20 protein-coding genes are annotated in these 23,043 nt (G+C 68.3%); 16 read left to right on the top strand and 4 right to left on the bottom strand.

Annotated features, from left to right (window positions below; translation table 11 throughout):
• Window positions 1-105: 105 nt before the first annotated feature.
• From KHO18_RS02020 to KHO18_RS02005, 4 genes are all read left to right on the top strand, one after another.
• Window positions 106-1,008, top strand: coding sequence for an amidohydrolase family protein (locus KHO18_RS02020; protein WP_211942704.1), 903 nt, complete (start codon window positions 106-108; stop codon window positions 1,006-1,008).
• A gap of 20 nt (window positions 1,009-1,028) precedes the next feature.
• A complete protein-coding gene (locus KHO18_RS02015) occupies window positions 1,029-1,943 on the top strand; it encodes an amidohydrolase family protein (RefSeq protein WP_092293969.1) in 915 nt (304 codons plus the stop codon).
• Between the two features lie 125 nt (window positions 1,944-2,068).
• Window positions 2,069-3,499: a UbiD family decarboxylase gene (locus KHO18_RS02010; RefSeq protein ID WP_211942703.1), complete on the top strand. Its 1,431-nt coding sequence runs from the start codon at window positions 2,069-2,071 to the stop codon at window positions 3,497-3,499.
• 236 nt (window positions 3,500-3,735) lie between these two features.
• A complete protein-coding gene (locus KHO18_RS02005) occupies window positions 3,736-5,127 on the top strand; it encodes a nucleobase:cation symporter-2 family protein (RefSeq protein WP_144200936.1) in 1,392 nt (463 codons plus the stop codon).
• Window positions 5,128-5,146: 19 nt separating this feature from the next.
• Here KHO18_RS02005 and KHO18_RS02000 read toward each other — a convergent pair whose 3' ends face one another.
• Window positions 5,147-6,064, bottom strand: coding sequence for a LysR family transcriptional regulator (locus KHO18_RS02000; RefSeq protein WP_144200938.1), 918 nt, complete (start codon window positions 6,062-6,064; stop codon window positions 5,147-5,149).
• Window positions 6,065-6,209: 145 nt separating this feature from the next.
• Here KHO18_RS02000 and KHO18_RS01995 point away from each other — a divergent pair, with 145 nt between their 5' ends.
• The 7 genes from KHO18_RS01995 (at window position 6,210) to KHO18_RS01965 (ending at window position 14,015) form a co-directional block, all read left to right on the top strand.
• On the top strand, window positions 6,210-7,079 hold the full coding sequence (locus KHO18_RS01995) for an FAD binding domain-containing protein (protein WP_144200940.1): 870 nt from the start codon (window positions 6,210-6,212) through the stop codon (window positions 7,077-7,079).
• Window positions 7,079-7,570 carry a (2Fe-2S)-binding protein gene (locus KHO18_RS01990; RefSeq protein ID WP_144200942.1) on the top strand — a complete coding sequence of 164 codons (492 nt, stop codon included), beginning with the start codon at window positions 7,079-7,081 and terminating at the stop codon, window positions 7,568-7,570. The genes KHO18_RS01995 and KHO18_RS01990 overlap by 1 nt, the downstream gene beginning before the upstream one ends.
• Entirely contained in the window at window positions 7,567-9,858 is a 2,292-nt protein-coding gene (locus KHO18_RS01985) for a xanthine dehydrogenase family protein molybdopterin-binding subunit (RefSeq protein ID WP_211942702.1), read from the top strand. The genes KHO18_RS01990 and KHO18_RS01985 overlap by 4 nt, the downstream gene beginning before the upstream one ends.
• Entirely contained in the window at window positions 9,855-10,481 is a 627-nt protein-coding gene (locus KHO18_RS01980) for a UbiX family flavin prenyltransferase (protein ID WP_144200946.1), read from the top strand. The genes KHO18_RS01985 and KHO18_RS01980 overlap by 4 nt, the downstream gene beginning before the upstream one ends.
• Complete coding sequence (locus tag KHO18_RS01975) at window positions 10,478-11,581, top strand: CobW family GTP-binding protein (RefSeq protein ID WP_144200948.1); 1,104 nt, start codon at window positions 10,478-10,480, stop codon at window positions 11,579-11,581. The genes KHO18_RS01980 and KHO18_RS01975 overlap by 4 nt, the downstream gene beginning before the upstream one ends.
• 245 nt (window positions 11,582-11,826) lie before the next feature.
• On the top strand, window positions 11,827-13,170 hold the full coding sequence (locus KHO18_RS01970; protein ID WP_211942701.1) for an epoxide hydrolase family protein: 1,344 nt from the start codon (window positions 11,827-11,829) through the stop codon (window positions 13,168-13,170).
• Between the two features lie 194 nt (window positions 13,171-13,364).
• A complete protein-coding gene (locus tag KHO18_RS01965) occupies window positions 13,365-14,015 on the top strand; it encodes a DsbA family protein (protein WP_211942700.1) in 651 nt (216 codons plus the stop codon).
• Window positions 14,016-14,077: 62 nt separating this feature from the next.
• On the opposite strand, the gene KHO18_RS01960 is transcribed toward KHO18_RS01965, so the two are convergent.
• Complete coding sequence (locus KHO18_RS01960) at window positions 14,078-15,076, bottom strand: helix-turn-helix transcriptional regulator (protein ID WP_144200956.1); 999 nt, start codon at window positions 15,074-15,076, stop codon at window positions 14,078-14,080.
• Window positions 15,077-15,309: 233 nt separating this feature from the next.
• On the opposite strand from KHO18_RS01960, the gene KHO18_RS01955 reads away from it, so the two are divergent.
• Together KHO18_RS01955 and KHO18_RS01950 are read left to right on the top strand one after the other, a co-directional pair.
• Window positions 15,310-16,662 (top strand): nucleobase:cation symporter-2 family protein, encoded by a 1,353-nt coding sequence (locus tag KHO18_RS01955; protein ID WP_211942699.1) that lies wholly within the window; start codon window positions 15,310-15,312, stop codon window positions 16,660-16,662.
• A gap of 2 nt (window positions 16,663-16,664) precedes the next feature.
• Window positions 16,665-18,074, top strand: coding sequence for an amidohydrolase family protein (locus tag KHO18_RS01950; protein WP_211942698.1), 1,410 nt, complete (start codon window positions 16,665-16,667; stop codon window positions 18,072-18,074).
• A 36-nt stretch (window positions 18,075-18,110) separates the two neighbouring features.
• Here the strand turns inward: KHO18_RS01950 and KHO18_RS01945 are convergent, their stop codons facing one another.
• Window positions 18,111-18,887 carry a DUF899 domain-containing protein gene (locus KHO18_RS01945; protein ID WP_144200962.1) on the bottom strand — a complete coding sequence of 259 codons (777 nt, stop codon included), beginning with the start codon at window positions 18,885-18,887 and terminating at the stop codon, window positions 18,111-18,113.
• Between the two features lie 413 nt (window positions 18,888-19,300).
• Between KHO18_RS01945 and KHO18_RS01940 the strand changes: the two genes are divergently transcribed.
• Genes KHO18_RS01940 through KHO18_RS01930 form a run of 3 tightly spaced genes read left to right on the top strand, consistent with a single transcriptional unit; the run spans window position 19,301 to window position 22,129 of the window.
• The gene (locus tag KHO18_RS01940; RefSeq protein ID WP_144200964.1) at window positions 19,301-20,044 is read left to right on the top strand and encodes an acetoacetate decarboxylase; all 744 of its coding nucleotides are present in this window, start codon (window positions 19,301-19,303) and stop codon (window positions 20,042-20,044) included.
• A 41-nt stretch (window positions 20,045-20,085) separates the two neighbouring features.
• A complete protein-coding gene (locus KHO18_RS01935; RefSeq protein ID WP_144200966.1) occupies window positions 20,086-20,868 on the top strand; it encodes a 3-hydroxybutyrate dehydrogenase in 783 nt (260 codons plus the stop codon).
• Window positions 20,869-20,926: 58 nt separating this feature from the next.
• Window positions 20,927-22,129 (top strand): DUF3734 domain-containing protein, encoded by a 1,203-nt coding sequence (locus tag KHO18_RS01930; RefSeq protein WP_144200968.1) that lies wholly within the window; start codon window positions 20,927-20,929, stop codon window positions 22,127-22,129.
• A gap of 9 nt (window positions 22,130-22,138) precedes the next feature.
• On the opposite strand, the gene KHO18_RS01925 is transcribed toward KHO18_RS01930, so the two are convergent.
• Window positions 22,139-22,858: a response regulator transcription factor gene (locus KHO18_RS01925; RefSeq protein WP_280527749.1), complete on the bottom strand. Its 720-nt coding sequence runs from the start codon at window positions 22,856-22,858 to the stop codon at window positions 22,139-22,141.
• Between the last annotated feature and the right edge of the window lie 185 nt (window positions 22,859-23,043).

Genomic DNA, 23,043 nt, shown 5'->3' with positions numbered 1-23,043 from the left:
TCCAGCCGCACCCGCCCCCTGACACGACTCCCGCAAGCGGCATGACCAGCGTCCCCGAGCGCCGGCATGCACGTCTTCCACCTGAGTCATCGTTAGGGGATCTCAATGATCATCGACACCAGTTGCTATCCGACGAACCTGGTCGACCTGGCCTGGCGGCATGACGGCGACCCGTTCACGGGCGAACGCCTGATCCGCATGATGGACGGTCCGTTCACCCTCAACGGCAAGCCGCGCCGCATCGACAAGGCTTTCATCCAGCCGCCGCAGGGCAACACCATCTACACGTACACCGACGGCGAGCGCAGCGGCGCAGAGTCCATCGACATGTACATGGGCTACACGCGCGAGATGGTGGAGAAGTACCCGGAGCGCTTCATTGGCTGCTACGTCTACAACCCGCGCTGCGGCGTGGAGAACGGCGTGAACGCGATGGAACACTACGTGAAGCGGCTCGGCTTCAAGATGGTCCAGTTCCAGGCCAACATGCACGCCTACCGGCCCGACCGCGCGCTGGACTGGCTGCGCCCGGCGCTGCAGAAGTGCGCCGAGCTGGGCGTGCTGGTCAAGCTGCACACGGGCGACGGCCCGTACAGCATTCCCACCGAATGGGTGCCGATGATGAAGGAGTTCCCGACCGTGAACTTCATCATGGCCCACTTTGGCGTGCAGACCGGCGGGGTGTACTGCTTCGAGCCGTTCCAGATGGCCATGGACATGCCGAACGTGTATTGCGAGTCCGGCTGGTGCCTGCAGTCGCGCATCGTCGAGTTCGCCAAGGTGCTGCCCAAGCACAAGATCCTGTTCGGCTCCGACACCCCGCCCAACGAGCCCGGCATGTGGCTGCGCCTGCTGGAGGTGCTCTGCTTCGAGCCGCCGCAGGGGCTGAACCTCGACGAAGACACGCTCGAGGACTACCTCGGCAACAACGTCGCCCGCATGATCGGCCTGGAACCCACGCCCGTGCCGCGCACGCTGGAAGAAGCCCGCGCCCGCCTGGCCGCCTGATTCCGCACCCGGAGCCACAGATGATTATCGATACCCACCTGCACCCGACCAACCTCGTCGACGAAGCCTGGCGCCACACCGGCGAGCCCTTCACCGGCGAGCGCCTGCTCAAGATGATGGACGGCCCCTACATGATCAACGGCAAGCCGCGCCGCATCGACATGGGCTTTATCCAGCCGCCGCCGGGCAACACCGGCTACCGCGACGGCAACCGCCGTGGCCGCGAAGGCATCCGCGACTACATGGCCTACGTCGCCAGCCTGTGCCAGAAGTACCCGGACCGCTTCATCGGCAATTTCACCTTCAACCCGCGCTGGGGCCCGGAGGAAGGCGCACAGGAGCTGGAGTTCCACATCAAGGAGTACGGCTTCAAGATGCTGAAGCTGCACGCCAACATGCACGGCTACCGGCCTGACCGCGCGCTGGACTGGCTGCGCCCGGCAATGAAGGTCTGCGCCAAGTACAACATCGTGGTGCTGATCCATACCGGCGACGGCCCGTACACGATCCCGACGATGTTCTACCCGGTGATCCGCGAGTTCCCGATGGTCAATTTCATCATCGGTCACTTCGGCATCCAGACCGGCGGCAACTACTCGTTCGAGGCGTTCTGGATGGCGATGGACACGCCGAACGTGTATTGCGAGTCTGGCTGGTGCTTCCAGTCGCGCATTGTCGAGTTCGCCCGGCAGCTGCCGCGCAACAAGATCGTGTTCGGCACGGATACGCCGCCCAACGAGCCCGGCATGTGGCTACGCGAGCTGGAAATGCTGTGCGGGCCCGCCCCGCAGGGCATGGACCTGGACGAGGACGGGCTGGAGGGCTACATGGGCAACAACATCGCCCGGCTGGTCGGTATCGAGCCGACCGCACCGCCCAAGACCCAGGAGGAAGCGCAGGCGCGGCTCAAGGACACCTACGCCAGCACGCGCTGATCTCGCTCATCGCTCAAGCCTGACATCCGTCTGGTCACGCGCGGGCCGCCCTCCCCGGCTCCGCCCGCGCGCGGCAACAGACTCCCGATGGTTGTACCAGCCTTGTACCCAAGCGGAGCCATGCCATGACTGCCTTACCCACCTCGCCCACGCCATCGACCTCGCCGCCGGCGGGGTTCGATGACACATCCCAAGACTTCCACACCTTTCTGGCCGCGTACCGCGCGGCGTATCCCGACGACGTCCTGACCGTGCGCGACCCCGTGGCCGCCGACCAGGACCCGACCGCGCTGGTCTGGGCACTGGCCGCGCAGAACCGCCATCCGGCCATCGTGTTCGAGAACGTGGCGGGCCTCGCCACGCCGCTGGTCACCAACCTGTTCGCCTCGCGCGAGCGCGTGGGGCGCATGCTCGGCGGAGTCTCGCCGGCCGGCATCCATGCCGAGTACCAGGCGCGCAGCCGCCGCATGCAGCCGCCACGCGTGCTGCCGAGCGGCGCGGTGACGGACATCGTGCAGGAGCAGGTCGATCTGTCGACGATTCCCGCGATCCGGCACTTCGCCACGGACCGGGGCCCCTACATCACCAATGCCATCCTGATTGCCGAAGACCCCGAGACCGGCATCGGCAACGCCAGCTATCACCGGTCGATGCTGCACTCGCCCAGCGAGATCGCCACCAGCCTGCATTCGCGCGGGCACCTGTGGCGCATGCTCCAGCGCGCCACGGCGGCCGGCAAGCCGCTGCCGGTGGCGATGGTGATCGGCGCCCATCCGCTGTTCATGCTGGCCGGCGCGGCACGACTGCCGTACGGCGTGGACGAGCGCCACGTGGCCGGCGGGCTGTTCGGTGCGCCGCTTGAGGTGGTACGGACGCCGCGTTATGGCATCGCCGTGCCGGCGCACGCCGAGATCGTGCTGGAAGGGGTGATCGACCCGTCGGCGCGCGTCGAGGAAGGGCCGTTCGGCGAGTTCACCGGCTATTCGTCCGATCGCTCCACCAACAACCTGCTGCGCGTGGAGACGGTGATGCGCCGCCGCGATGCGTGGCTGGTCGATGTGGTCGGCGGCAATTCGGCCGAGCACCTGAACCTCGGACGCATTCCGCGCGAGTCGGAGATGGTGGAGAAGCTGCGCGAGCGCTTTCCCGGCGTCACGGCGGTGCACTACCCGAGTTCCGGCACGCACTTCCACGCCTACGTGGCGCTGCGCCAGTCGCGGCCCGGGGAGGCACGGCAGGTCATGCTCGGGCTGCTCGGCTGGGACCCGTACCTGAAGACCGTGGTCGCCGTGGACGAGGATGTGGACATCACGCGCGACGAGGAGGTGCTGTGGGCCATCGCCACGCACCTGCAGCCGCACCTGGACGTAGTGGTGGTGGACGGCCTGCCCGGCAGCGCGCTCGACCCCTCGGCGTCCGGCGTGGGCACCACCTCGCGCATGGGGCTGGACGCCACGCGCGGCCCGGCCTTCGACGGCATCCGTGCCCGCATCGACCCCGCCGCCATGGCCCGCGCCACGGCACTGCTGGCGCGGCTCGATACGGGAAAACACTGACCCGACGCCCTAATCCCCAACCAGCCCCTAGATAGCGCGCCGTAGGGGCAGATTGATCGGCTTTGCCGATCGATTCATCCGTGGCGCCTGTATACCCACTGACCGGTGGCTGGCATGCTGCCCCGACAACGACAACGCAGGTGGCGGAAGACGTGGCACAGACCACGGGGGGCGGCTACAGCGACTCCCTTCCGGCCCATCATGCGGCGACCGGCCTGGAAGACCAAGGAGACAGCATGACCCCCCACCACGCCCCCCACGGGAAACCGCCCGTGCATCCGGTCGATGAAGTCCTGCCCCCGCTGCGCCTGGCCGCTCTCGGGCTGCAACACGTGCTCGTGATGTACGCGGGCGCCATTGCCGTGCCGCTGATCATCGGCGGCGCGCTGAAGCTGCCCAAGGACCAGATTGCCTTCCTGATCGCCGCCGACCTGTTCTGCTGCGGGCTGGTGACGATGATCCAGAGCGTCGGCATCTGGAAGATCGGCATCCGCCTGCCGGTGATGATGGGCGTCACCTTCACCGCCATCGCGCCGATCATCGCCACCGGATCGAACCCCGCGCTCGGGCTGCCCGCCGTGTTCGGGGCGGTGATGGTGGCCGGCGTGTTCACCTACGTGGCGGCGCCCTACGTGAGCCGGCTGATCCGCTGGTTCCCGCCCGTGGTCACCGGCACCGTGGTGCTCATCATAGGCATCTCGCTGATGCGGGTCGGCATCAACTGGGCGGCGGGCGGCAACCCGACGATTGCCAGCCCGACCGGCCCGGTGCCGAATCCGGCCTATGGGCTGCCCGCCAACCTCGGCATCGCGGCGGCGGTGCTGCTGACCGTGCTGGTCATGATCGCCTTCTTCAAGGGCTTCCTGTGCAATGTCGCGGTGCTGATCGGCATCACGGTGGGCTTTGTCATCGCGCTGTCGATGGGCAAGGTCAGCTTCTCGGGCGTACACACGGCGCACTGGGTGGAGCTGATCACGCCGTTCCATTTCGGCTGGCCGACCTTCGACGCCATGACCTCGGTCACGCTGTGCGTGGTGATGGTGGTGATCATGATCGAGGGCGTGGGGCAGTTCCTGGCGCTCGGGGAGATCGTGGAGCGGCCCGTCACGCCGGATGACCTGGCGCGCGGGCTACGCGCCGATGGCGTGGGCGCGCTGGTGGGGGCGGTGTTCAACACCTTCACCTATACCTCCTACGCCCAGAACGTGGGGCTGGTGCAGGTGACCGGCGTACGCAGCCGCTGGGTGTGCGCCACGGCAGGCGGCATGCTGATCGTGCTGGGCTGCCTGCCCAAGCTGGCGTTCTTCGCGGCGTCCATCCCGCAGTACGTGCTGGGCGGGGCAGCGCTGGTGATGTTCGGCATGGTGGCGGCCACCGGCGTGCGCATCCTCGGCCATGTGGATTTCGTCGAGAACAAGAAGAACGCCTATATCGTGGCGGTCAGCATCGCCATGGGGATGATTCCGCTGGTGGCGGACAGGTTCTTCGTGCAGCTGCCGGAACTCGTCGCCAAGTTCTGCCAGAACGGCATCCTGCTCGGCACGCTGTGCGCGGTGCTGCTGAACCTGCTGTTCAACACCCGGGCTGAGGCCGGGGCGCCGGAGATGCTGGCGAAGAAGATCGCCTGACCCCGGAGCCTGCCCGGACTTACTCGCCCAGTTCCTTCCTGTGCTTCATCAGCAGGTCGCGGAAGGACTGGGCGGGCGGCGAAAGCGAGCGGTCGGCGTGGACCAGCAGCGAGATATCGCGGTGAATCGCCGGGTCGCGCGGCGCCACCGTGACCAGCCCCAGCGCCGAGGTCAGCCGGGTCACCGCCGTGCTCATCACGGCGATGCCCAGCCCCGCATCGACCATGCCGACCATCGTCAGCGGCAGGAAGACCTCGTGCACGCGTGACAGCGTGATGCCGCGCACCGCCAGCGCTGCATCAAGGCAATCGCGGATCGGGTTGCCCCGGTGCGGGCCGATGACCGGCAGCTTCGCCACATCCTCCCAGGTCAGTTCACGGCGCCGCGCCAGCGGATGATGCGGCGGCATGACGATCACGAAGGCATCCGACGAGAGCCGGTACGCGGTGAGGTCCGGCTGGCCCTCCGGAATCGTGCCAATACCGAAATCGACCTCGCCCGAGCTGACCATGCGCGGCACCTCGTGCTCGGACACATCGTGCAATTCCACCTTCACGCCCGGATGCCCGACGCAGAACTCGCGGATAAAGCGCGGCAGCATCAGCGCCGCCTGGATCGACGACGCCGCAATCGACACCCGCCCCCGGCCCAGCGAGCGCAGTTCGTTGGAGTTTTCCAGCACGCTGTCGATGTCGGCCACGGCCTTCTTGACCGTCGGCAGCAGCTCGGCGCCGGCCTGGGTGATCTGCATGAGGCGCGTGTGGCGGTCGAACAGCTTGAGGCCCAGGTTGCCTTCCAGTTCGTGGATCAGCGCGCTGACTGACGACTGCGAGAGGTTCAGTTTCTCCGCCGCGCGCGTGAAATGCAGTTCCTCGGCAACGGCGATAAAGGCGCGCAGTTGCCGCAGCGAAACATTCATATTGCTGAGGTTGGCCATGTCTCCCCCGTGCTTTCTGTTGAAGCGTGGTGTGGTGGTCGATTCAGAGCGTAACACGATCAATAAATCCGGTTATGGGTATTTACCGATGATCGCGCGCCAACCATCATGGTTTCACCGACACGCCGCCCCCACAGGAGCCACGATGAGAGCGTTTGAATACCTCGAACCCGCCACGCTTGCCGAAGCGTCCGCGCTGCTGCACCGCTGCGGCGGGCGCGCCAGCGTGCTGGCGGGCGGCACCGACCTGCTCGTGCAGATCAAGGCGTCGCACCGCCAGCCCGCCCGCGTCATCAACATCAAGAAGATCCCGGGCATGGACGTGCTGACGTTCGATGCCGCCGAGGGCCTGCGCATCGGCGCGCTGGTCACCACGCGGGAGGTGGAAACCTCCGACATGGCCCGGCGCCACTACGCCAGCCTGGCCAAAGCCGTGACCGACTTCGCCTCGATCCAGGTGCGCAACCGCGCCACGGTGGTGGGCAATGTCTGCCGCGCGTCGCCATCGGCCGATACGCTGGCGCCGCTGATTGCCGACCGCGCGCAGGTGCACCTCTATGGCCTGTCCGGCTCGCGCTCGATGCCGGTGGAGGCCTTCGTCACCGGCGCCGGCAAGACCGCGCTGGCTGCCGACGAACTGGTCTCGCGCCTGACCGTGCCGGCGCCCCGGCCCTACACCGGCAAGGCCTACCTCAAGCATGGCCGGCGCGTGCAGATGGAGCTGGCCACCGTAGGCGTGGCGGTGTCGATTACGGTGGAACGCGGGCAGTGCCTCGACGTCGGCATCGTGCTGGCGGCAGTCGGCCCTACCCCGATCCGCGCCGTGCACGCCGAAGCCATGCTGCGCGACCGCCCCATCTCGGCCGGGCTGGTTCTCCAGGCCGCCCACGCGGCCATGGAGGATGCCCGCCCGATCAGCGACGTGCGCGCCAGCGCCGACTACCGCCGCGAGATGGTGGGCGTGCTCACGCGCCGTGCCATCGAACTGGCCCTGCAGGAAACGGAGACCCACTGATGCGCCAATTCATCGCACTCACCCTCAACGGCGAGCCCCGCGAACTCGCGGTGGAGCCGCACAGCACGCTGCTCGACGCGCTGCGCCATGACGCCGGCCTCACCGGCACCAAGAAGGGCTGCGACGTCGGCGAATGCGGCTCCTGCACGGTCCTGATGGACGGCAAGCCGACCAACGCCTGCCTGGTGCTGGCGCCCGAGGCGCACGGCTGCACGCTGGTCACGATCGAGGGCATCCAGCCCGACCCCGACACGGTGCACCCGGTGCAGGACCAGTTCATGCGCTGCGGCGCGGCCCAGTGCGGATTCTGCACGCCGGGCTTCGTGGTCATGGCCAAGGCGCTGCTGGACGAGAACCCCCAGCCCACGCGCGACGAGATCCGCTTCGCCATCGCCGGCAACATCTGCCGCTGCACCGGCTACACCAAGATCATCGAGGCCATCGAGCAGACCGCCGAAACCCTGCGCCACGCACCGGAGGCCACGCGATGACCCACGCCGTGATCGGACACAGCGTCAAGCGCACGGACCTGCTCGACAAGGTCACCGGCAACGCGAAGTACGTCGCCGACATGCCGCTCGCCGGCCTGCTCCACGCCAAGATGAAGCGCAGCAATGTGGCCCATGCACGCATCCGCCGCATCGACGCCTCGGCCGCACTGGCGCTGCCCGGCGTGAAGGCCGTGCTCACCCATGAGAACGTGCCGCGCGTGCTGCACGCGGGCTCGCCGCACCCGCGCTCCGCCTCGGTCACCTGCGACCAGTACATCCTCGACGACAAGGTGCGCTACTGGGGCGAAGGCGTGGCCGCCGTGGCAGCCATCAGCGAGGAGATCGCCGCGCGCGCCGTGGAGTTGATCGAGGTCGAATACGAGCCATTGCCCGCCGTGTTCACCGTGGACGATGCCGCCGCGCCCGGCGCCCCGCTGATCCACGACCGCGCGCCCGGCGGCAACCTCGTACTGCCGCCGGTGCGGATCGAGCGGGGCGATGTGGAGCGCGGCTTCGCCGAGGCCGACTTCATCCTCGAAGGCATCTACGAGGGCGGGCGCCCCACGCCGGCCTACATGGAACCGAACGTGCTGACCTGCAAGTGGGACGGCAACGGCAACCTGACCGTATGGATCTCCACCCAGACCGCCTTCATGGTGCGCGGGATCATGGCCGAGGTGCTGGGCCTGCCGCTGCACAAGGTGCGCGTGCTGGTGGACCACATGGGCGGCGGCTTCGGCGCCAAGCAGGACCTGTTCCAGAGCGAGTTCCTGTGCGCGCTGCTGGCCCGCGAGACGCGCCGCCCGGTGCGCATGGAATACACGCGCGAAGAGACCTTCCTCGGTGGCCGCACGCGCCACCCGGCGCGGATCTGGCTGCGCCAGGGCTTCCGCAACGACGGCACGATCACCGCACGCGAGGCCAGGGTGGTGTTCAACTCGGGCGCCTATGGCTCCCACGGCCCCGGCGTGACCAACGTGGGCACCGCCGCGATGGTCTCGCTCTACCGCTGCGAGAACGTGCGGCTGGAGGGGCGTTGCGTCTACACCAACAGCCCCATCGCCGGCGCCTTCCGGGGTTACGGCGTGGTGCAGACCTACTACGCACTGGACATCCAGATGGACGAGGCCGCCGCCCACCTCGGCATCGACCCCGCCGAGCTGAAGCTGCGCAACGCCGTGCGCGAGGGCGACATCGCGCCCTCCAACCATCCGCTGATCGGCCACGGCCTGGAAGCCTGCCTGCGCAAGGGCATGGAGGCCACCGGCTGGGCGCAGCGGCGCGCGCAGACGCGCCAGCAGCAGGGCGTGATCCGGCGCGGCTGGGGCGTGGGGTGCGAGATGCACGGCAGCAGCGCCTACCCCGGCATCAAGGAGCAGGGCAACGCTATCGTCAAGATGAACGAGGACGGCACCGTGGTGCTGCTGACCGGCGCCGCCGGGCTGGGCACCGGCGCACACACCGCGCTGGCGCAGATCGTGGCGGAGGAACTGTGCATCCCGTTCGACTGCGTGAGCGTGGTGCATGGCGATACGGACGTGGTGCCGTGGGATATCGGCGCCTTTGCCAGCCACACCACCTATATGGTCGGCCGCGCGGCGCAGATGGCGGCCGGCGAGATCAAGACGCAGCTGCTGGCCCGCGCCGCCGCGCAGATGGAAGCCGCGCCGGAGCAACTGGCCATCGCCAACGGCGTGATTGCCGTGCGGAGCCGCCCCGGCCCCACGCTGACCGTGCGCGAGGCCGTGATGCCGCGCAAGGGCCTGCCTGCCGCACAGTTCGTCGGCACGGCCACCTATCACCCCACCAAGTCGTACTCGTTCGCCGCGCATTTCGTCGAGGTGGAGGTCGATACCGAGACCGGCTTTATCACCGTGGCGCAGGTGGTGCCGGTGCACGACATCGGCAAGGTCATCCACCCGGTGGCGGCGGCGGGACAGATCGAGGGCGGCATCCAGCAGGGCATCGGCCATACGCTGTACGAGGACTACCAGATCGACATGCAGACCGGGCGCTCGCTCAATGCCAATTTCGTGGACTACAAGATGCCGCTGGCGATGGACATGCCGCCGATCCACACGATCCTGCTGGAAGCCGCGCCGGACCCCGGCGGGCCGTTCGGCGCCAAGGGAGTGGGCGAGGACCCGATCGTTGCCATCGGCCCGGCCATCGCCAACGCGGTGTATGACGCCATCGGGGTGCGCTTCCGCCACTATCCGATCCGGCCCGAGCAGGTGCTGCACGCGCTTGCTGCCAGGTCCGCCTTGCCCGGCGAGGCCCGGCCATGAACGCCCCGCGCAGGCTGGTCGTGGCCATCACGGGGGCCAGCGGCGCGGCCTACGGCGTGCGGCTGCTCCAGGCGCTCGGCACGGCGGAGGGCTGGGAGACGCATCTGGTCTGCTCGCCGTCCGGGCTGCTGACGATCCATCACGAACTCGGCATGCAGCGGCCCGAGGTGGAGCGGCTGGCGGATGTGGTGCACAACGTGCGCGATATCGGCGCCACCGTGGCGAGCGGCTCGTTCCGCTGCGACGGCATGGTGGTGGCGCCCTGCTCGATGCGCACGCTGGCCGCCATTGCCACCGGTCTGGCGGACAACCTCGTCACCCGCGCGGCAGACGTGATGCTCAAGGAGCGCCGCCGGCTGGTGCTGCTGGCGCGCGAGACGCCGCTGCACCTCGTCCACCTGCGCAACATGACCACGGTGACCGAGATGGGCGCCATCGTCATGCCGCCCGTGCCGGCGTTCTACGCCCATCCGCAGAGCGTGGACGACATTGTCGGCCACACCGTGGGCCGCGTGCTGGACCTGTTCGGCGTGGAGCACGCCGGGCTGGTCTCGCGCTGGCGCGGCATGCGCGCCACGCTGGCCGCCGTGCATTCGGACTTTCCCACCCAGGAGACACCATGACCCTTCCGCAAGCTACCCCGCAGTCCCTGCCGCCCGTGCCCGTGACCATCCTCACCGGCTTCCTTGGCGCCGGCAAGACCACGCTGCTCAACCACATCCTAACGCAGAAGCACGGCCACCGCATCGCGGTCATCGAGAACGAGTTTGGCGAGGTGGATGTCGATTCGGATCTGGTGATGACCTCGGACGAGGAGATCTACCAGATGACCAACGGCTGCATCTGCTGCGTGGTGGATGTGCGGACCGACCTCGTGCGCATTCTCCAGACGCTGCTGGCCCAGCCGGAGCGCTTCGACCATATCCTCGTGGAAACCAGCGGGCTGGCCGACCCCACGCCGGTGGCGGCCACCTTCTTCATGGACAACGACGTGGCGAAGCAGGTGACGCTCGACGGCATCCTGACGCTGGTGGATGCCGTGCACATCGAATCGCACCTGGACGACCCGCAGCTCTCCGGCTTCGACAACCAGGCGGTGGACCAGATCGTGGCGGCGGACCGCATCATTCTGAACAAGTCCGACCTGGTGAGCGCCGAACGGCTCGATGCGCTGGCCGCCCGGCTTCATCACCTGAACGAGGGCGCGCAGATCCTGCGCTCGAACCACGCTCAGGTGGATCTGTCGCGCATCCTCGGCATCGGTGGCTTCACGCCCGGCGTGGCCACGCTGCCGGCGGACGACCTGCATGGGCATGATTACGGGCACGACCACGGCCATGATCACGAACATGTTTGCGACGAGACCTGCGAGCACGGCCATGCGGATGACGACGACCACGCCCATCGCCACGACCCGTCGGTGACGTCGGTCTCTCTGCTGTTCGACACCCCGTTCGACCGCCAGCGCCTGGAACACGCGCTCAAGGCCCTGCTGGCCGCGCAGGGCAACGACGTCTTCCGCATGAAGGGCATCGTCGCCGTGCAGGACGACGACCGCCGCCACGTGTTGCAGGCGGTGCACCGGCTGATGGACTTCCATCCCGCCGACCCGTGGGACGCGCGCCCGCGCGAGAGCAAGTTCGTCTTTATCGGCCGCAACCTCGACCGCGCACGGCTCCAGACGCTCCTGCGCGTGTGCCAGCCCGCCCAGCTGGCGGCCTGATTGGTGGCCTGATTGGTGGTTTGATACCGCTCTGGGACCCGTCTGCCGGACAGTCGGGTGTTTGCCGGTGCAGTGCGGCGTGACGCCGCCTGCACCGCTTTTTTCTTGCGAAGCATTGTTCCTGCCCCGCACAAGAGTTGTACGCGGGCTACCGTTCAAGTCCTGCTCCGACTTTTCCATACTGCTGCCAAGACCTGGCGGCGTCTGCGCCGCCAACCGGACTCAATGGATAACCAGGAGCTTGTATGTCAAACGATGCACTTCCCCAGGCGCCATCGCGCCGCCGCTTTATCGGCTATTCCGTGGGTGCGGCAGCGGCAGCCGTCGCCAGCGGGTCCCTGAGCGAATTCGCCTTTGCCGGCGAGAGCCCGCCAAGCGTCGGGATCGCCAGCCCGTCCGGCAATCCAGCCGGCGGCACGGCCATCCGCCCGCTGCGCGTGCATGTGCCGGAGTCCCGCCTCGTCGATCTGCGACGGCGCATCCGGGCGACGCAGTGGCCCGAGCGCGAGACAGTCACCGACGCCACGCAGGGCGTGCAACTTTCTACAGTGCGCAAGCTCGCGCAGTACTGGGAGGCGCACTACGATTGGCGCAGGATCGAGGCCCGGCTCAACGCGACGCCGCAGTTCGTCACCGAGATCGACGGTCTCGACATTCATTTCATCCACGTGCGCTCGAAGCACAGCCACGCGCTGCCGATCATCATCACGCATGGATGGCCCGGCTCGATCATCGAGCAGCTGAAGGTCATCGGCCCGCTCACGGACCCCACCGCGTATGGTGGTTCGGCGGCCGACGCCTTTGACGTGGTAATTCCGTCGCTGCCGGGTCACGGCTTCTCGGGCAAGCCGACCACCACCGGCTGGGATCCCGCGCGCATCGCACGCGCGTGGGTCACCCTAATGCAGCGGCTCGGCTTTACGCGCTTTGCGGCACAAGGTGGCGACTGGGGCAATGCGGTAACCGAGCAGATGGCGCTGATCGCGCCTCCGGAGCTGATCGGCATTCACACCAACATGCCGGCCACCATTCCGCAAGACATCGCCAACGCGCTCAAGGCGGGCGGGGCCGCGCCGGGTGGACTGGGACCCGACGAGCAGCATGCGTACGCGCAGCTCGACACGTTCTACAAGCAAGGGCTTGGCTATGCGCTGGAGATGGCGAACCGCCCGCAGACGCTGTATGCGCTCGCGGACTCGCCGGTCGGCCTCGCGGCGTGGATGCTCGACCACGATGCGGCCAGCCAGGCACTGATCGCACGCGTGTTCGACGGACAGCCGGAAGGCCTGACGCGCGATGACGTGCTCGACAACGTCACGCTGTACTGGCTGACCAACACTGCGGTGTCTTCAGCGCGGCTATATTGGGAGAACAAGCTCGACTTTTTCGCGCCGAAGCACGTCGCCATTCCGGTTGCCGTGAGTGTGTTCCCCGACGAGATCTACGCCGCGCCACGAAGCTGGGCGGAGCGTGCCTACCCGAAGCTGATTCACTTCAACCGCCTGCCCAAGGGCGGCCACTTCGCGGCGTGGGAACAACCCCGGGCGTTCACGGAAGAAGTCCGCACGAGCTTCAGGTCGTTGCGCTAGCGCAGACGCGTAAGCGTTGACGCTCAGGGCGCGGACTTGTTCCACCATGTATCAATTCAAGTTCACCTGGATGGCTTCATCGGGCCAGTCCGCGCTTCTATAGTCCTCTTCATTACCGAAAGCTCGATCCGCGCCGGAAGGCGCATCTCCACCCGGTCGCCACGGCGCGACCCTCTAACGATCAAAGGCAAGAAATGGAACTGGTCTATGTTGGCGACCCGATGTGCTCGTGGTGCTATGGATTCGGCAAGGAATTGACCGAGGTTCGTGAGCGCTTCCCCGATCTGCCGTTGCGCATTGTCGTGGGTGGCATCCGCGCTGGCGCCACCGACATCCTCGACGAGGCCGGCAAGCGCTTCCGGCTCCATCACTGGAGCCGGGTGGAAAGCGCGAGCGGTCTGCCGTTCAATCGCGATGGGCTGATGGCGCGCGAGAACTTTGTCTACGATACCGAGCCCATCTGCCGCGCCGTCGTCACGGCTCGCCAGCTATTCCCCCAATCCGACCTCCTGGCGGTATTCCGCGCCTTGCAGGCAGCGTTCTACGTCGATGCGCTCGACACCACGGACGGCAAGGCACTGGCGGACGTCGCGGCGCAGGCGCTGAATCGTCAGGGTCATGCCGTTTCCGCGCAGACGTTCCTGGACCAGTGGCTCAGCGACGCTGCCATCGCAGCCACCGTGGAAGACTTCCGCACCGCACGCGGCTGGGGCATTTCCAGCTTCCCGGCGCTGGTCCTGGATCACGGCGGCCGTCTTCACCACGTCTCGGGCGGCTACGCACACGCCAGCGATGTTGCCCAACAGTTGAAGCATGTGATGGAAGCTGCCAGCGCGGCCGCCTGAGCCTCCACCGTGCGGCATCGTGCGGCATCGTGCGGGATCGTGCGGCGATGCCCCGCATCCCCTCAGCGCCGCAACGTGGCCGAAGGCAGTTCGCCGAATTCGCGCTGGTACTCGCGCGAGAACAGGCTCAGGTGCGTGAAGCCGTGCCGCAGGGCGATGGCGGAGACCGCGCCGCGCCCCGGCGTGGCGCGCTGGAGGTCCGCGCGCGCCGCCTGGAGGCGCAGCACGCGCAGGTACTCCATCGGCGTGGTGTTCTTGGCCTTGCGGAAGCCCAGTTGCAGGGTGCGTTCGCACACGCCGCAATGGGCGGCCAGCGCGCCCAGCGTGACCGGCTTGTCGAGGTGGGCACGCAGGTAGCGGATGGCGCAACGCACGTAGGCCGGCAGCGCGGCCCGGAAGCCGCGCGGCAGCAGGCTGCCGTCGTGGCCGAACTGGTCCACCAGCAGCGTGCCGAGCACCAGCCGCTCGATGGCGGCGTCGGTGATCGCCTCGGTGGCCAATGCGGCGCCTTGCGCGCGGGCGTCGAACTCCGTACGCAGCCACGCCATCATCGCCTGCCAGCGCGCCGAATCCGCCGCGTGGAAATCGAAGACCAGCGGCGCCGGCGCGTCGAAGCTGAAGCATTCCAGAAACGCCGCCTCCAGCGCCTGCCGGCGGATGACCACGCTGAAGCGCTCGCAGTCGGCATCGGGCTGTAGCCGCACCGGCAGCGACGGCGAAAACACGCGCACCGCGCCCACCGGCATCTCGGCGGCGCGGCCTCCCGCCAGCAGCCGGCAGCGGCCCGCCGTCACGGTCTGGATCACGAATTCGTCCTTGCCAACGCGCGGCTCGATCTCCATCGCCCGGCCATAGCGCGTGGTGGCCAGCGTCAGGTGACCGATCTGGCACGTGCGCAGCTGCACGTCCGGTGCGTCATCCTCGGCGTCCCCCGTAGCGTCCCCGATATCGAGCCGTGTGGGCCCAAACACCCGCGCGGAGAGCGACTGCACGTGGTCCAGCGCCCGTGCGCGGCCAGCGTGGGCCGTGTTGCCTGTCTGCGATGCGGCGCGCTGCGTCATGGCACGTCTCCGGTGAGGTGCGGCCATCGTAGGAGCCGCGACCCATGCGGGCAAGTCAGGGAAACCCGCTGTGCTGTGCCTTTTCGTTTCCGTGCTGGCGGCTTCGCATCGATGCTACGGCCGCCGCGCCGCGCTCGCTACTGTCAGTGCAGGCGGCCACGCGGCCCCCGGCGGCAGCACGGCCCGACCACGATCGGCTGGCCCGCCCTTCCAACATGGCAGGAGACGCCCCCATGCAACCCCCAGTCCACCCCGTCGACCAGATGCTGCCCGCCCGGGCGATGGTCTCGCTCGGCTTCCAGCACATGCTGGTCAGCTACCTCGGCGCCATTGCGGTGCCCATGATCGTGGCCGGCGCGCTCAAGATGACGCCGGCCCAGACCACGCTGCTGATCAGCACCGCGCTGTTCACCTCCGGCATCGCCACGCTGCTGCAAACCGTGGGCGTCTGGAAGTTCGGCGTACGGCTGCCGCTGATGCAGGGCGTGGCGTTCGGCTCCGTGGGGCCGGTCATCGCCATCGGCAGCGACCCCGCGCTGGGCTTCAACGGCGTCTGCGGCGCGGTGATCGGCGCTGGCGTCATCACGCTGTTCCTGGCCCCGGTGATCGGCCGGCTCAAGCGCTTCTTTCCGCCCGTGGTGAGCGGCTGCATCATCACCGCCGTGGGGCTGTCGCTGTTTCCGGTGGCCTACCAGTGGGCCGGCGGCGGGCACGGCGCCAAGGATTTCGGCTCGCCGATGTTCTTCGTGGTGGCGTTCGGCACGGTGGCGCTGATCCTGTTCGTGAACAGCCACGGCGGCAAGCTCGTGCGCAGCCTGGCAGTGCTGATCGGCCTGCTGATGGGCGGCGGGGCGGCGTGGCTGCTCGGCATGGGCAATTTCGACGAGGTGGCGCGTGCGCCCTGGTTCACGCTGGTCACGCCGTTTGCGTTCGGGCTGCCGACCTTCAACGCCGGCGCCATCGCCACCATGGTGATCGTGATGGTGGTGCAGATGGTCGAGTCGATGGGGCTGTTCGTGGCCATCGGCGACATCGTCAAGCGGCCCGTCACCGAGCGCGAGGCCACCAACGGCCTGCGCGCCAACGGGCTGGCCAGCGCCATCGGCGGCATGTTCGCCGCGTTCCCGTTCATCGCCTTCATGGAGAACGTGGGCCTGGTCATCGTTACCGGGGTGCGCAGCCGCTGGGTGGTGGCCACCTGCGGCGTGATGCTCTGCGCGGTGGCGCTGGTGCCGAAGATCGGCGCGCTGTTCTCGTCGATCCCCTCGGCTGCGCTCGGCGGCGCCGCGCTGGTGATGTTCGGCGTGGTGGTCGCGGCGGGCATCCGCACGCTCGGCCAGGTGGACTACGAGCGCAAGCCGGCCAACCTCAGCGTGGTGGCCATCACGCTGGGCTGCGCGCTGATGCCGGTGATCATGCCGTCCCTGCTTGCCAGGCTGCCCGCCGCGCTGCAACCGTTCGTCCACAGCAGCGTGATCATCGCCTGCGTGGTGTCGGTCTTCCTCAACCTGCTGCTCAACGGCATTCCCGTGCGCGACGAGGAGCCGGAGCTGGCCGTCACGCCCGAACACATCGCGGAGATGTAGCCATGACCACCCCTCTCTCCCCTTCCCTTCGCCACGCCCTGCAAGGCAACCTGCTGGTGCGCGGCGCGGCGGCCGTGATGACCGGCCGGGCCGGCGCCGCGGCGCGTGCGGGCGCCGTTGACATCCGCATCCGCGACGGGCGCATCGCCGAACTGGCGGCCGGGCTCGTGCCGGGCGCCGACGAGACGGTCATCGACGCCACCGGCTGCGTGGTCTACCCCGGCTGGGTCAACACCCATCATCACCTGTTCCAGAACCTGCTCAAGGCGGTGCCGGCCGGCATGAATGCCGATCTCCAGGACTGGCTGGCCAGCGTGCCCTACCCCCGGCTGGCGCGCTTCACGCCCGACCTGTTCCGCACGGCGGTGCGGCTGGGCATTGCCGAACTGCTGCTGTCTGGCACCACCACCTGCGCCGACCATCACTACCTCTACCACCACGGCCATGGCGCGGAGACCGGCGACGCGCTGTTCGAGGAAGCCGAAGCGCTCGGCATGCGGCTGGTGCTGTGCCGGGGCGGCGCGATCCAGTCCGCCGGCGACCATCCCGGCATGCGCGCCACGGCGCTGGTGCCGGAGACCCTAGACGAGATGCTCGGCGATATCGAACGTCTGAAGGCCCGCTACCACGATGCCGCGCCAGACGGCCTGCGCCGCGTGGCGGTGGCGCCGACCACGCCCACGTTCTCGCTGCCGCCCGTGCTGCTGCGCGAGGTGGCCGGCTTCGCCCGTGGCATGGGGCTGCGGCTGCACACGCACCTGTCGGAGACCGACAACTACGTGCGCTTCTGCGCGGAGAAGTACCGCTGCACGCCGGTGCAGTTCGTGGCCGACCACGACTGGCTCGGCCCGGACGTCTGGTTCGCCCACCTCGTCACCGTCACGCCGGACGAGATCCGCTTGCTCGGCAGTACCGGCACCGGCATGGCGCACTGCCCGGTCAGCAACGCGCGGCTCGGCAGCGGCATTGCGCCGGTGCGCGCGATGGCCGATGCCGGCGTGCCGGTGTCGATCGGCGTGGATGGCGTGGCGTCGAACGAGTCCGGCAGCATGGTGCACGAGGCCAATTTCGCGTGGCTGGTGCACCGGGCGCTGGGCGGCGCGGCGCAGACCCGCGTGGAAGAGGTCATCCACTGGGGCACGGCCGGCGGCGCGCAGGTGCTGGGCCTGCCCGGCGTGGGCACGCTGGCGCCGGGGCAGTCCGCCGATCTGGCGATCTACGACGTGGGCGGCCTGCGCTTTGCCGGCTTCCACGACATCGCCACCGCCCCGGTGGCGGCGGGCGAACCCACCCCGGTACGCGACGTGTTCGTGCGCGGCCGGCACGTGGTGCGCCAGGGCGAGGTCGTGGGGCTCGACGTGGACAAGCTGCGCCGCGAGGCGCGCGCGGCGCTGGAAGTGCTGATGGCGTAGGCGCCCCGGCCGAAGGCTTCCCGGGGGGTGCGGCGCTCAGGGCTTCCTGTCCGCCGCCGAGGCTTCACGGAATGCCTTCTCGCCGGCGGTGGAGATCTCCACCCATTTCCTGTCGGGCGGCGCGCCGGCGACGTAGCTGTCGTGCCAGTTCCACCACTTGTAGGTGGGCGTCTGCGGGTAGCCCTCGGGCGAGTCCTCCCAGAGCTCCTGCCGCCCCAGCGGGGTGATGTCGAGGTAGTTCCAGGTGTTGCCCATCTGCTCGTCGCCCCGATTGTTGAGGAAGTAGGTGCGGAAGATGCGGTCGCCGTCGCGGAAGAAAACGTTGGTGCCGTGCCATTCGTCCACGCCGAAGTCGGCATCGAAGCGGTCCGTGATGGTGAACCACGGAATGTCCTCCCAGCCCATGCGCGCCTTCAGCCCGGCGATCTCCGCCTGTGGCCCGCGCGAGACGAATACCAGCGTGGTGTCCCGGGCGTTCAGGTGGGACAGATGGGCGATCTGGTCGGCCACCAGCGAGCAGCCCCGGCAGGCGTGCTCGGGCCAGCCATGCACGCCGGGTTCGTAGAAGGCGCGGTACACGATGAGCTGGCGCCGGCCGTCGAAGAGCTCCGCCAGGCTGACCTGGCCGGCGGGCCCCTCGAAGGTGTACGTCTTGTCCACCGCCATCCACGGCATGCGGCGGCGCTCGGCGGCCAGCGCATCGCGCGCGCGGGTCTGGGCCTTCTCCTTCACCAGCAGCTGCTGGCGTGCCGCCTCCCAGGCGTCCGGCGATACCACCGGCGGGGTCTTCATGTCCTTGCTTGATGTCGTCATGGTTCGCAATCTCCTGTGCGTCCTGTGCGTGCTGTGCGTCCTGTGCGGGGCGATCCCAGCCTAGTTTGGCACCCGGCACCGGGATTGGGGAGTAACAAGGCTGACGGGATTCCGTAGGGCTGCGGTTCCGTTCGCACGCCCGCCTGTGTCGGCGTCGTCACAATCCATCACCCGTCCGGCAGCATCGGGTACACCTCCGGGATGATCGCGCCGCCGTCCGGTATAGCGCCGGACCGCCCGCCAACCGCCCCCATCCGCCGCCAGCCCTTGCCAGCACTGGCCGCGCGGCGATAGATACCCACGTCTGATGGATTCCCCTCCGCCGGCCTTCCAGAATGAACCGGACCGTCACGGCTCGCTGTCATGGGGACAGCGGGGCCGCGGCACGGACCGCCTTCAGGAGGCACAAGCACATGGACGTCCAGACCATCCGGGCGCGCGCGTTCGCCGCACCGTTTTGCAGCCCGGCCTATCCGATGGGACCGTACCGCTTTCTCCAGCGGGAGTTCTTCGTCATCTCCTACCGCACCGATCCCGCGCGGCTGCGCGCCGTGGTGCCGGAGCCGCTTGAGATGGCCGAGCCGGTGGTCCACTACGAGTTCATCCGCATGCCGGACTCCACCGGCTTTGGCGACTACACCGAGTCCGGCCAGGTGATTCCGGTGATGTACCAGGGCCGGCGCGGCAACTACACCCATGCGATGTTCCTCGACGATCACCCGCCGCTGGCAGCCGGGCGCGAGCTTTGGGGCTTTCCGAAGAAGCTGGCCACGCCGCGCCTGGAGGTGGAGACCGACACGCTGCTGGGCACGCTCGACTACGGCCCCGTGCGCGTGGCCACCGGCACCATGGGCTACAAGCACCAGGCGCTGGACCCGCAGGAGGTGCGCGACGCCCTGGCGAACACGCCCAACTACCTGCTCAAGATCATCCCCCATGTGGACGGCACCGCCCGTATCTGCGAGCTGGTCTGCTACTTCCTCAAGGACGTGGATGTGAAGGGCGCCTGGAGCGGCCCGGCGGCGCTGTCGCTGTTCCCCCATGCGCTGGCCCCGGTGGCCGACCTGCCCGTGCTCGAGGTGCTGGGCGCGAAGCATTACGTGGCCGACCTGACCCTCGGGCTGGGCGAGGTGGTCTACGACTACCTCCAGCGCTAGCCCCAATCCCTCCCCCTTCCCTTTTTTACGGAGAAACAAACATGAAGCTCCAAGGTAAATCGGCCATCGTGACCGGCGCGGCAAGCGGCATCGGCAAGGCCATCGCAGAACGGTTGGCCCGCGAGGGCGCGGCGGTGGCCGTGGCCGACCTCAACGCGGACGCCGCGCGCAAGGTGGCCGCCGGGATCGAGGCCGCTGGCGGCCTGGCCATGAGCGTGGCCATGGACGTGACCAACGAGGACGCCGTCGAGTCCGCCACGGCGGCGGTGGCGGACCGCTTCGGCGGTGTGGACATCCTGATCTCCAACGCGGGCATCCAGATCGTCGCCCCGATCCACGAATACAGCTTCGCGGACTGGAAGCGCATGCAGGCCATCCACCTCGACGGCGCTTTCCTGACCACGCGCGCGGCGCTCAAGCACATGTACCGCGACAACCAGGGCGGCACCGTGATCTACATGGGCTCGGTCCACTCGCACGAGGCCTCGCCGCTGAAGTGCGCCTACGTGGCGGCCAAGCACGGGCTGCTGGGCCTGGCGCGCGTGGTGGCCAAGGAAGGCGGCGAGCACAACGTGCGCTCGCACGTGATCTGCCCCGGCTTCGTGCGCACGCCGCTGGTGGACAAGCAGATCCCGGAGCAGGCACGCGAGCTGGGCATCAGCGAGGAGGAAGTGGTGCGCCGCGTGATGCTGGGCGGCACCGTGGATGGTGTCTTCACCACCGTGGAAGACGTGGCCGAGACGGCGCTGTTCCTGTGCGCCTACCCTTCCGCCGCGCTGACCGGACAGTCGTTCGTGGTCAGCCACGGCTGGTACATGCAGTAAGGGCGACGGGGGCGCCCCGTGCAGGGGCGCCCCATGCCAACCGAAGCGAGGAGAAGACATGTTTCTCGACAAGCAGCACCTGCAGGGCAGCTCCGGCGGCGCGCGGGCAAGCATCGAAATAGATCGCGGCTATGCCGTGCGGGCGCTGGTGCTGCAAGGCGGCGGCGCGCTGGGCTCCTATCAGGCGGGCGTCTATGAGGGGCTGGCCGAGGCCGGGATCGAGCCGAACTGGGTAGCGGGCATCTCCATCGGCGCGCTGAACGCCGCCATCATCGCCGGCAACGCGCCCGAGCACCGCGTGGCGCGGCTGCGTGATTTCTGGGCCCATATCTGCCGCCAGCCCTGGCTGCCCAGCCTGATCCCGTACGAGACCATAGCCGACAGCGCCCAGCACTGGCCAGACCCGCTGCGGATCTGGTTCGATGGCATCGAGGCCGCGCGCGCACTGGTCGAGGGCCAGCGCGGCTTCTTCTCGCCGCGCCTGTGGCGCGTGCCGGGCGCCGGCAGCGCAAGCTACTACGACACCTCGCCGCTGAAGGCGACGCTGGAGCGCTTTGCCGACTTCGACCGCATCAACCGCCATGCCGAGATGCGGGTCTCCCTGGGCGCCGTGAACGTACGCACGGGCAACTTCGTCTATTTCGACAACACCAGGACCACGCTGCGTGCCGAGCACTTCATGGCGTCCGGCGCGCTGCCGCCCGGCTTTCCGGCCGTGGAGATCGACGGCGAGTACTACTGGGACGGCGGCCTGGTCTCCAACACGCCGCTGTCGGCCATCCTGCGGGCCAAGCCCCGTCGCAACGCACTGATCTTCCAGGTGGACCTGTGGAGCGCCCAGGGGGCGCTACCGGAAGACCTGATGGCGGTGGCCACGCGCCAGAAGGACGTTCAGTACTCCAGCCGCACGCGCCTGATTACCGACTCCATGAGCGAGCAGCAGAACTTCCGCCGCCTGCTCAGCGACGTGCTGGCGCTGGTGCCCCCGGCGCGCCGCCAGAGCGAGGCCTACCTGCGCGCCGCCGAAAGCGCGTGCGACGCGCGCCGCAACGTGATCCAGCTGATCTACCGCGACAAGTCGTTCGAAGGCAGCGCGAAGGACTTCCAGTTCGGGCCGCTGACGATGAAGGAACACTGGACCAGCGGGCTGGACGATATCCGCGGCACGCTGGACCGTCCGGAATGGCTGGCCATGCCCACGCATGAGACGCCGTTCGTGACGCACGACATCCATCGGCGCCAGGCCGAGGGCGCTCGGTAACTCGGTCACTCAGTAGCCCATCGCCGCCGGCCGGGCCGCGCCATTCCCCGGGCGCGACCCGGCCGAGCTGGTCTCGCGCGGCGGGCACAGGCCCAGCTCCAGCGCCATCTTCACGAGATCGGCAAAGGTCCGCGCCGCCATCTTGCGCATGGCCCGGGCGCGATGGATCTTGATGGTGACCTCGCTGATCCCCATTTTTCCGGCAATCTGCTTGTTCATCAGGCCCGAGGCGGCCAGTATCATCACTTCGCGCTCGCGCTCGCTGAGCGTGGTGTAGCGCGCGCGCAGGTCGTCGCCACACTGCAGCGCCTGGCGCTTGGTGCGATCCATGGCAATCGCCGCCGACACCGCGTCGAGGAAATCCTGGTCGCGGAAGGGCTTGGTGAGAAAGTCCACCGCGCCAGCCTTCATCGCCCGCACCGACATCTCGATATCGCCGTGGCCGGTGATGAAGATCACCGGCAGGCACAGGCCGCGCTGGTTGATCTCGCGCTGCACCTCCAGCCCGTTGGCCACCCTCAGGCGCACGTCCAGCACCACGCAGCTGGGCGAGTCGTCGATGGGCGCTGCCAGGAACGCCTCCGCAGTGAGGAAGGAGCGCGAGCGCATGCCGACCGAGCGGAGCAGGTTCACGAGGGCATCGTTCATGCCGGGGTCGTCATCGACGATGTAGATCAGCGGTTCGGGGGCGGCGCGCCCGTGAGGGGACTTCGGTGGCAGGGGGTTCACGATGGGCTCCGGGGCTTGCAGGCAACAATTCTCAGTTGCAGGAAGTCTAGGCAGGCCCGCGACGCCCAACAAGACGCATGCCGGGGAGGCCGCGTTTCCAAGTCCGCACCAATCGCCCGGATACACAGGACGAATAACCCCGGAGGACGAAAAAAACCGACGGCCCCGGAGGAGGAAGCCGTCGG

The sequence above is a fragment of the Cupriavidus campinensis genome, from assembly GCF_905397395.1.
GTDB classification, from domain to species: domain Bacteria; phylum Pseudomonadota; class Gammaproteobacteria; order Burkholderiales; family Burkholderiaceae; genus Cupriavidus; species Cupriavidus campinensis.
This window is presented reverse-complemented; position numbering and strand designations above follow the sequence as displayed.

What these genes read in the sequence shown, in the direction of transcription:
- KHO18_RS02020 (WP_211942704.1), top strand. Translation starts at nt 106, where the DNA reads ATGATCATCGACACCAGTTGCTATCCGACGAACCTGGTCGACCTGGCC.
- KHO18_RS02015 (WP_092293969.1), top strand. Translation starts at nt 1,029, where the DNA reads ATGATTATCGATACCCACCTGCACCCGACCAACCTCGTCGACGAAGCC.
- KHO18_RS02010 (WP_211942703.1), top strand. Translation starts at nt 2,069, where the DNA reads ATGACTGCCTTACCCACCTCGCCCACGCCATCGACCTCGCCGCCGGCG.
- KHO18_RS02005 (WP_144200936.1), top strand. Translation starts at nt 3,736, where the DNA reads ATGACCCCCCACCACGCCCCCCACGGGAAACCGCCCGTGCATCCGGTC.
- KHO18_RS02000 (WP_144200938.1), bottom strand. Translation starts at nt 6,064, where the DNA reads ATGGCCAACCTCAGCAATATGAATGTTTCGCTGCGGCAACTGCGCGCC.
- KHO18_RS01995 (WP_144200940.1), top strand. Translation starts at nt 6,210, where the DNA reads ATGAGAGCGTTTGAATACCTCGAACCCGCCACGCTTGCCGAAGCGTCC.
- KHO18_RS01990 (WP_144200942.1), top strand. Translation starts at nt 7,079, where the DNA reads ATGCGCCAATTCATCGCACTCACCCTCAACGGCGAGCCCCGCGAACTC.
- KHO18_RS01985 (WP_211942702.1), top strand. Translation starts at nt 7,567, where the DNA reads ATGACCCACGCCGTGATCGGACACAGCGTCAAGCGCACGGACCTGCTC.
- KHO18_RS01980 (WP_144200946.1), top strand. Translation starts at nt 9,855, where the DNA reads ATGAACGCCCCGCGCAGGCTGGTCGTGGCCATCACGGGGGCCAGCGGC.
- KHO18_RS01975 (WP_144200948.1), top strand. Translation starts at nt 10,478, where the DNA reads ATGACCCTTCCGCAAGCTACCCCGCAGTCCCTGCCGCCCGTGCCCGTG.
- KHO18_RS01970 (WP_211942701.1), top strand. Translation starts at nt 11,827, where the DNA reads ATGTCAAACGATGCACTTCCCCAGGCGCCATCGCGCCGCCGCTTTATC.
- KHO18_RS01965 (WP_211942700.1), top strand. Translation starts at nt 13,365, where the DNA reads ATGGAACTGGTCTATGTTGGCGACCCGATGTGCTCGTGGTGCTATGGA.
- KHO18_RS01960 (WP_144200956.1), bottom strand. Translation starts at nt 15,076, where the DNA reads ATGACGCAGCGCGCCGCATCGCAGACAGGCAACACGGCCCACGCTGGC.
- KHO18_RS01955 (WP_211942699.1), top strand. Translation starts at nt 15,310, where the DNA reads ATGCAACCCCCAGTCCACCCCGTCGACCAGATGCTGCCCGCCCGGGCG.
- KHO18_RS01950 (WP_211942698.1), top strand. Translation starts at nt 16,665, where the DNA reads ATGACCACCCCTCTCTCCCCTTCCCTTCGCCACGCCCTGCAAGGCAAC.
- KHO18_RS01945 (WP_144200962.1), bottom strand. Translation starts at nt 18,887, where the DNA reads ATGACGACATCAAGCAAGGACATGAAGACCCCGCCGGTGGTATCGCCG.
- KHO18_RS01940 (WP_144200964.1), top strand. Translation starts at nt 19,301, where the DNA reads ATGGACGTCCAGACCATCCGGGCGCGCGCGTTCGCCGCACCGTTTTGC.
- KHO18_RS01935 (WP_144200966.1), top strand. Translation starts at nt 20,086, where the DNA reads ATGAAGCTCCAAGGTAAATCGGCCATCGTGACCGGCGCGGCAAGCGGC.
- KHO18_RS01930 (WP_144200968.1), top strand. Translation starts at nt 20,927, where the DNA reads ATGTTTCTCGACAAGCAGCACCTGCAGGGCAGCTCCGGCGGCGCGCGG.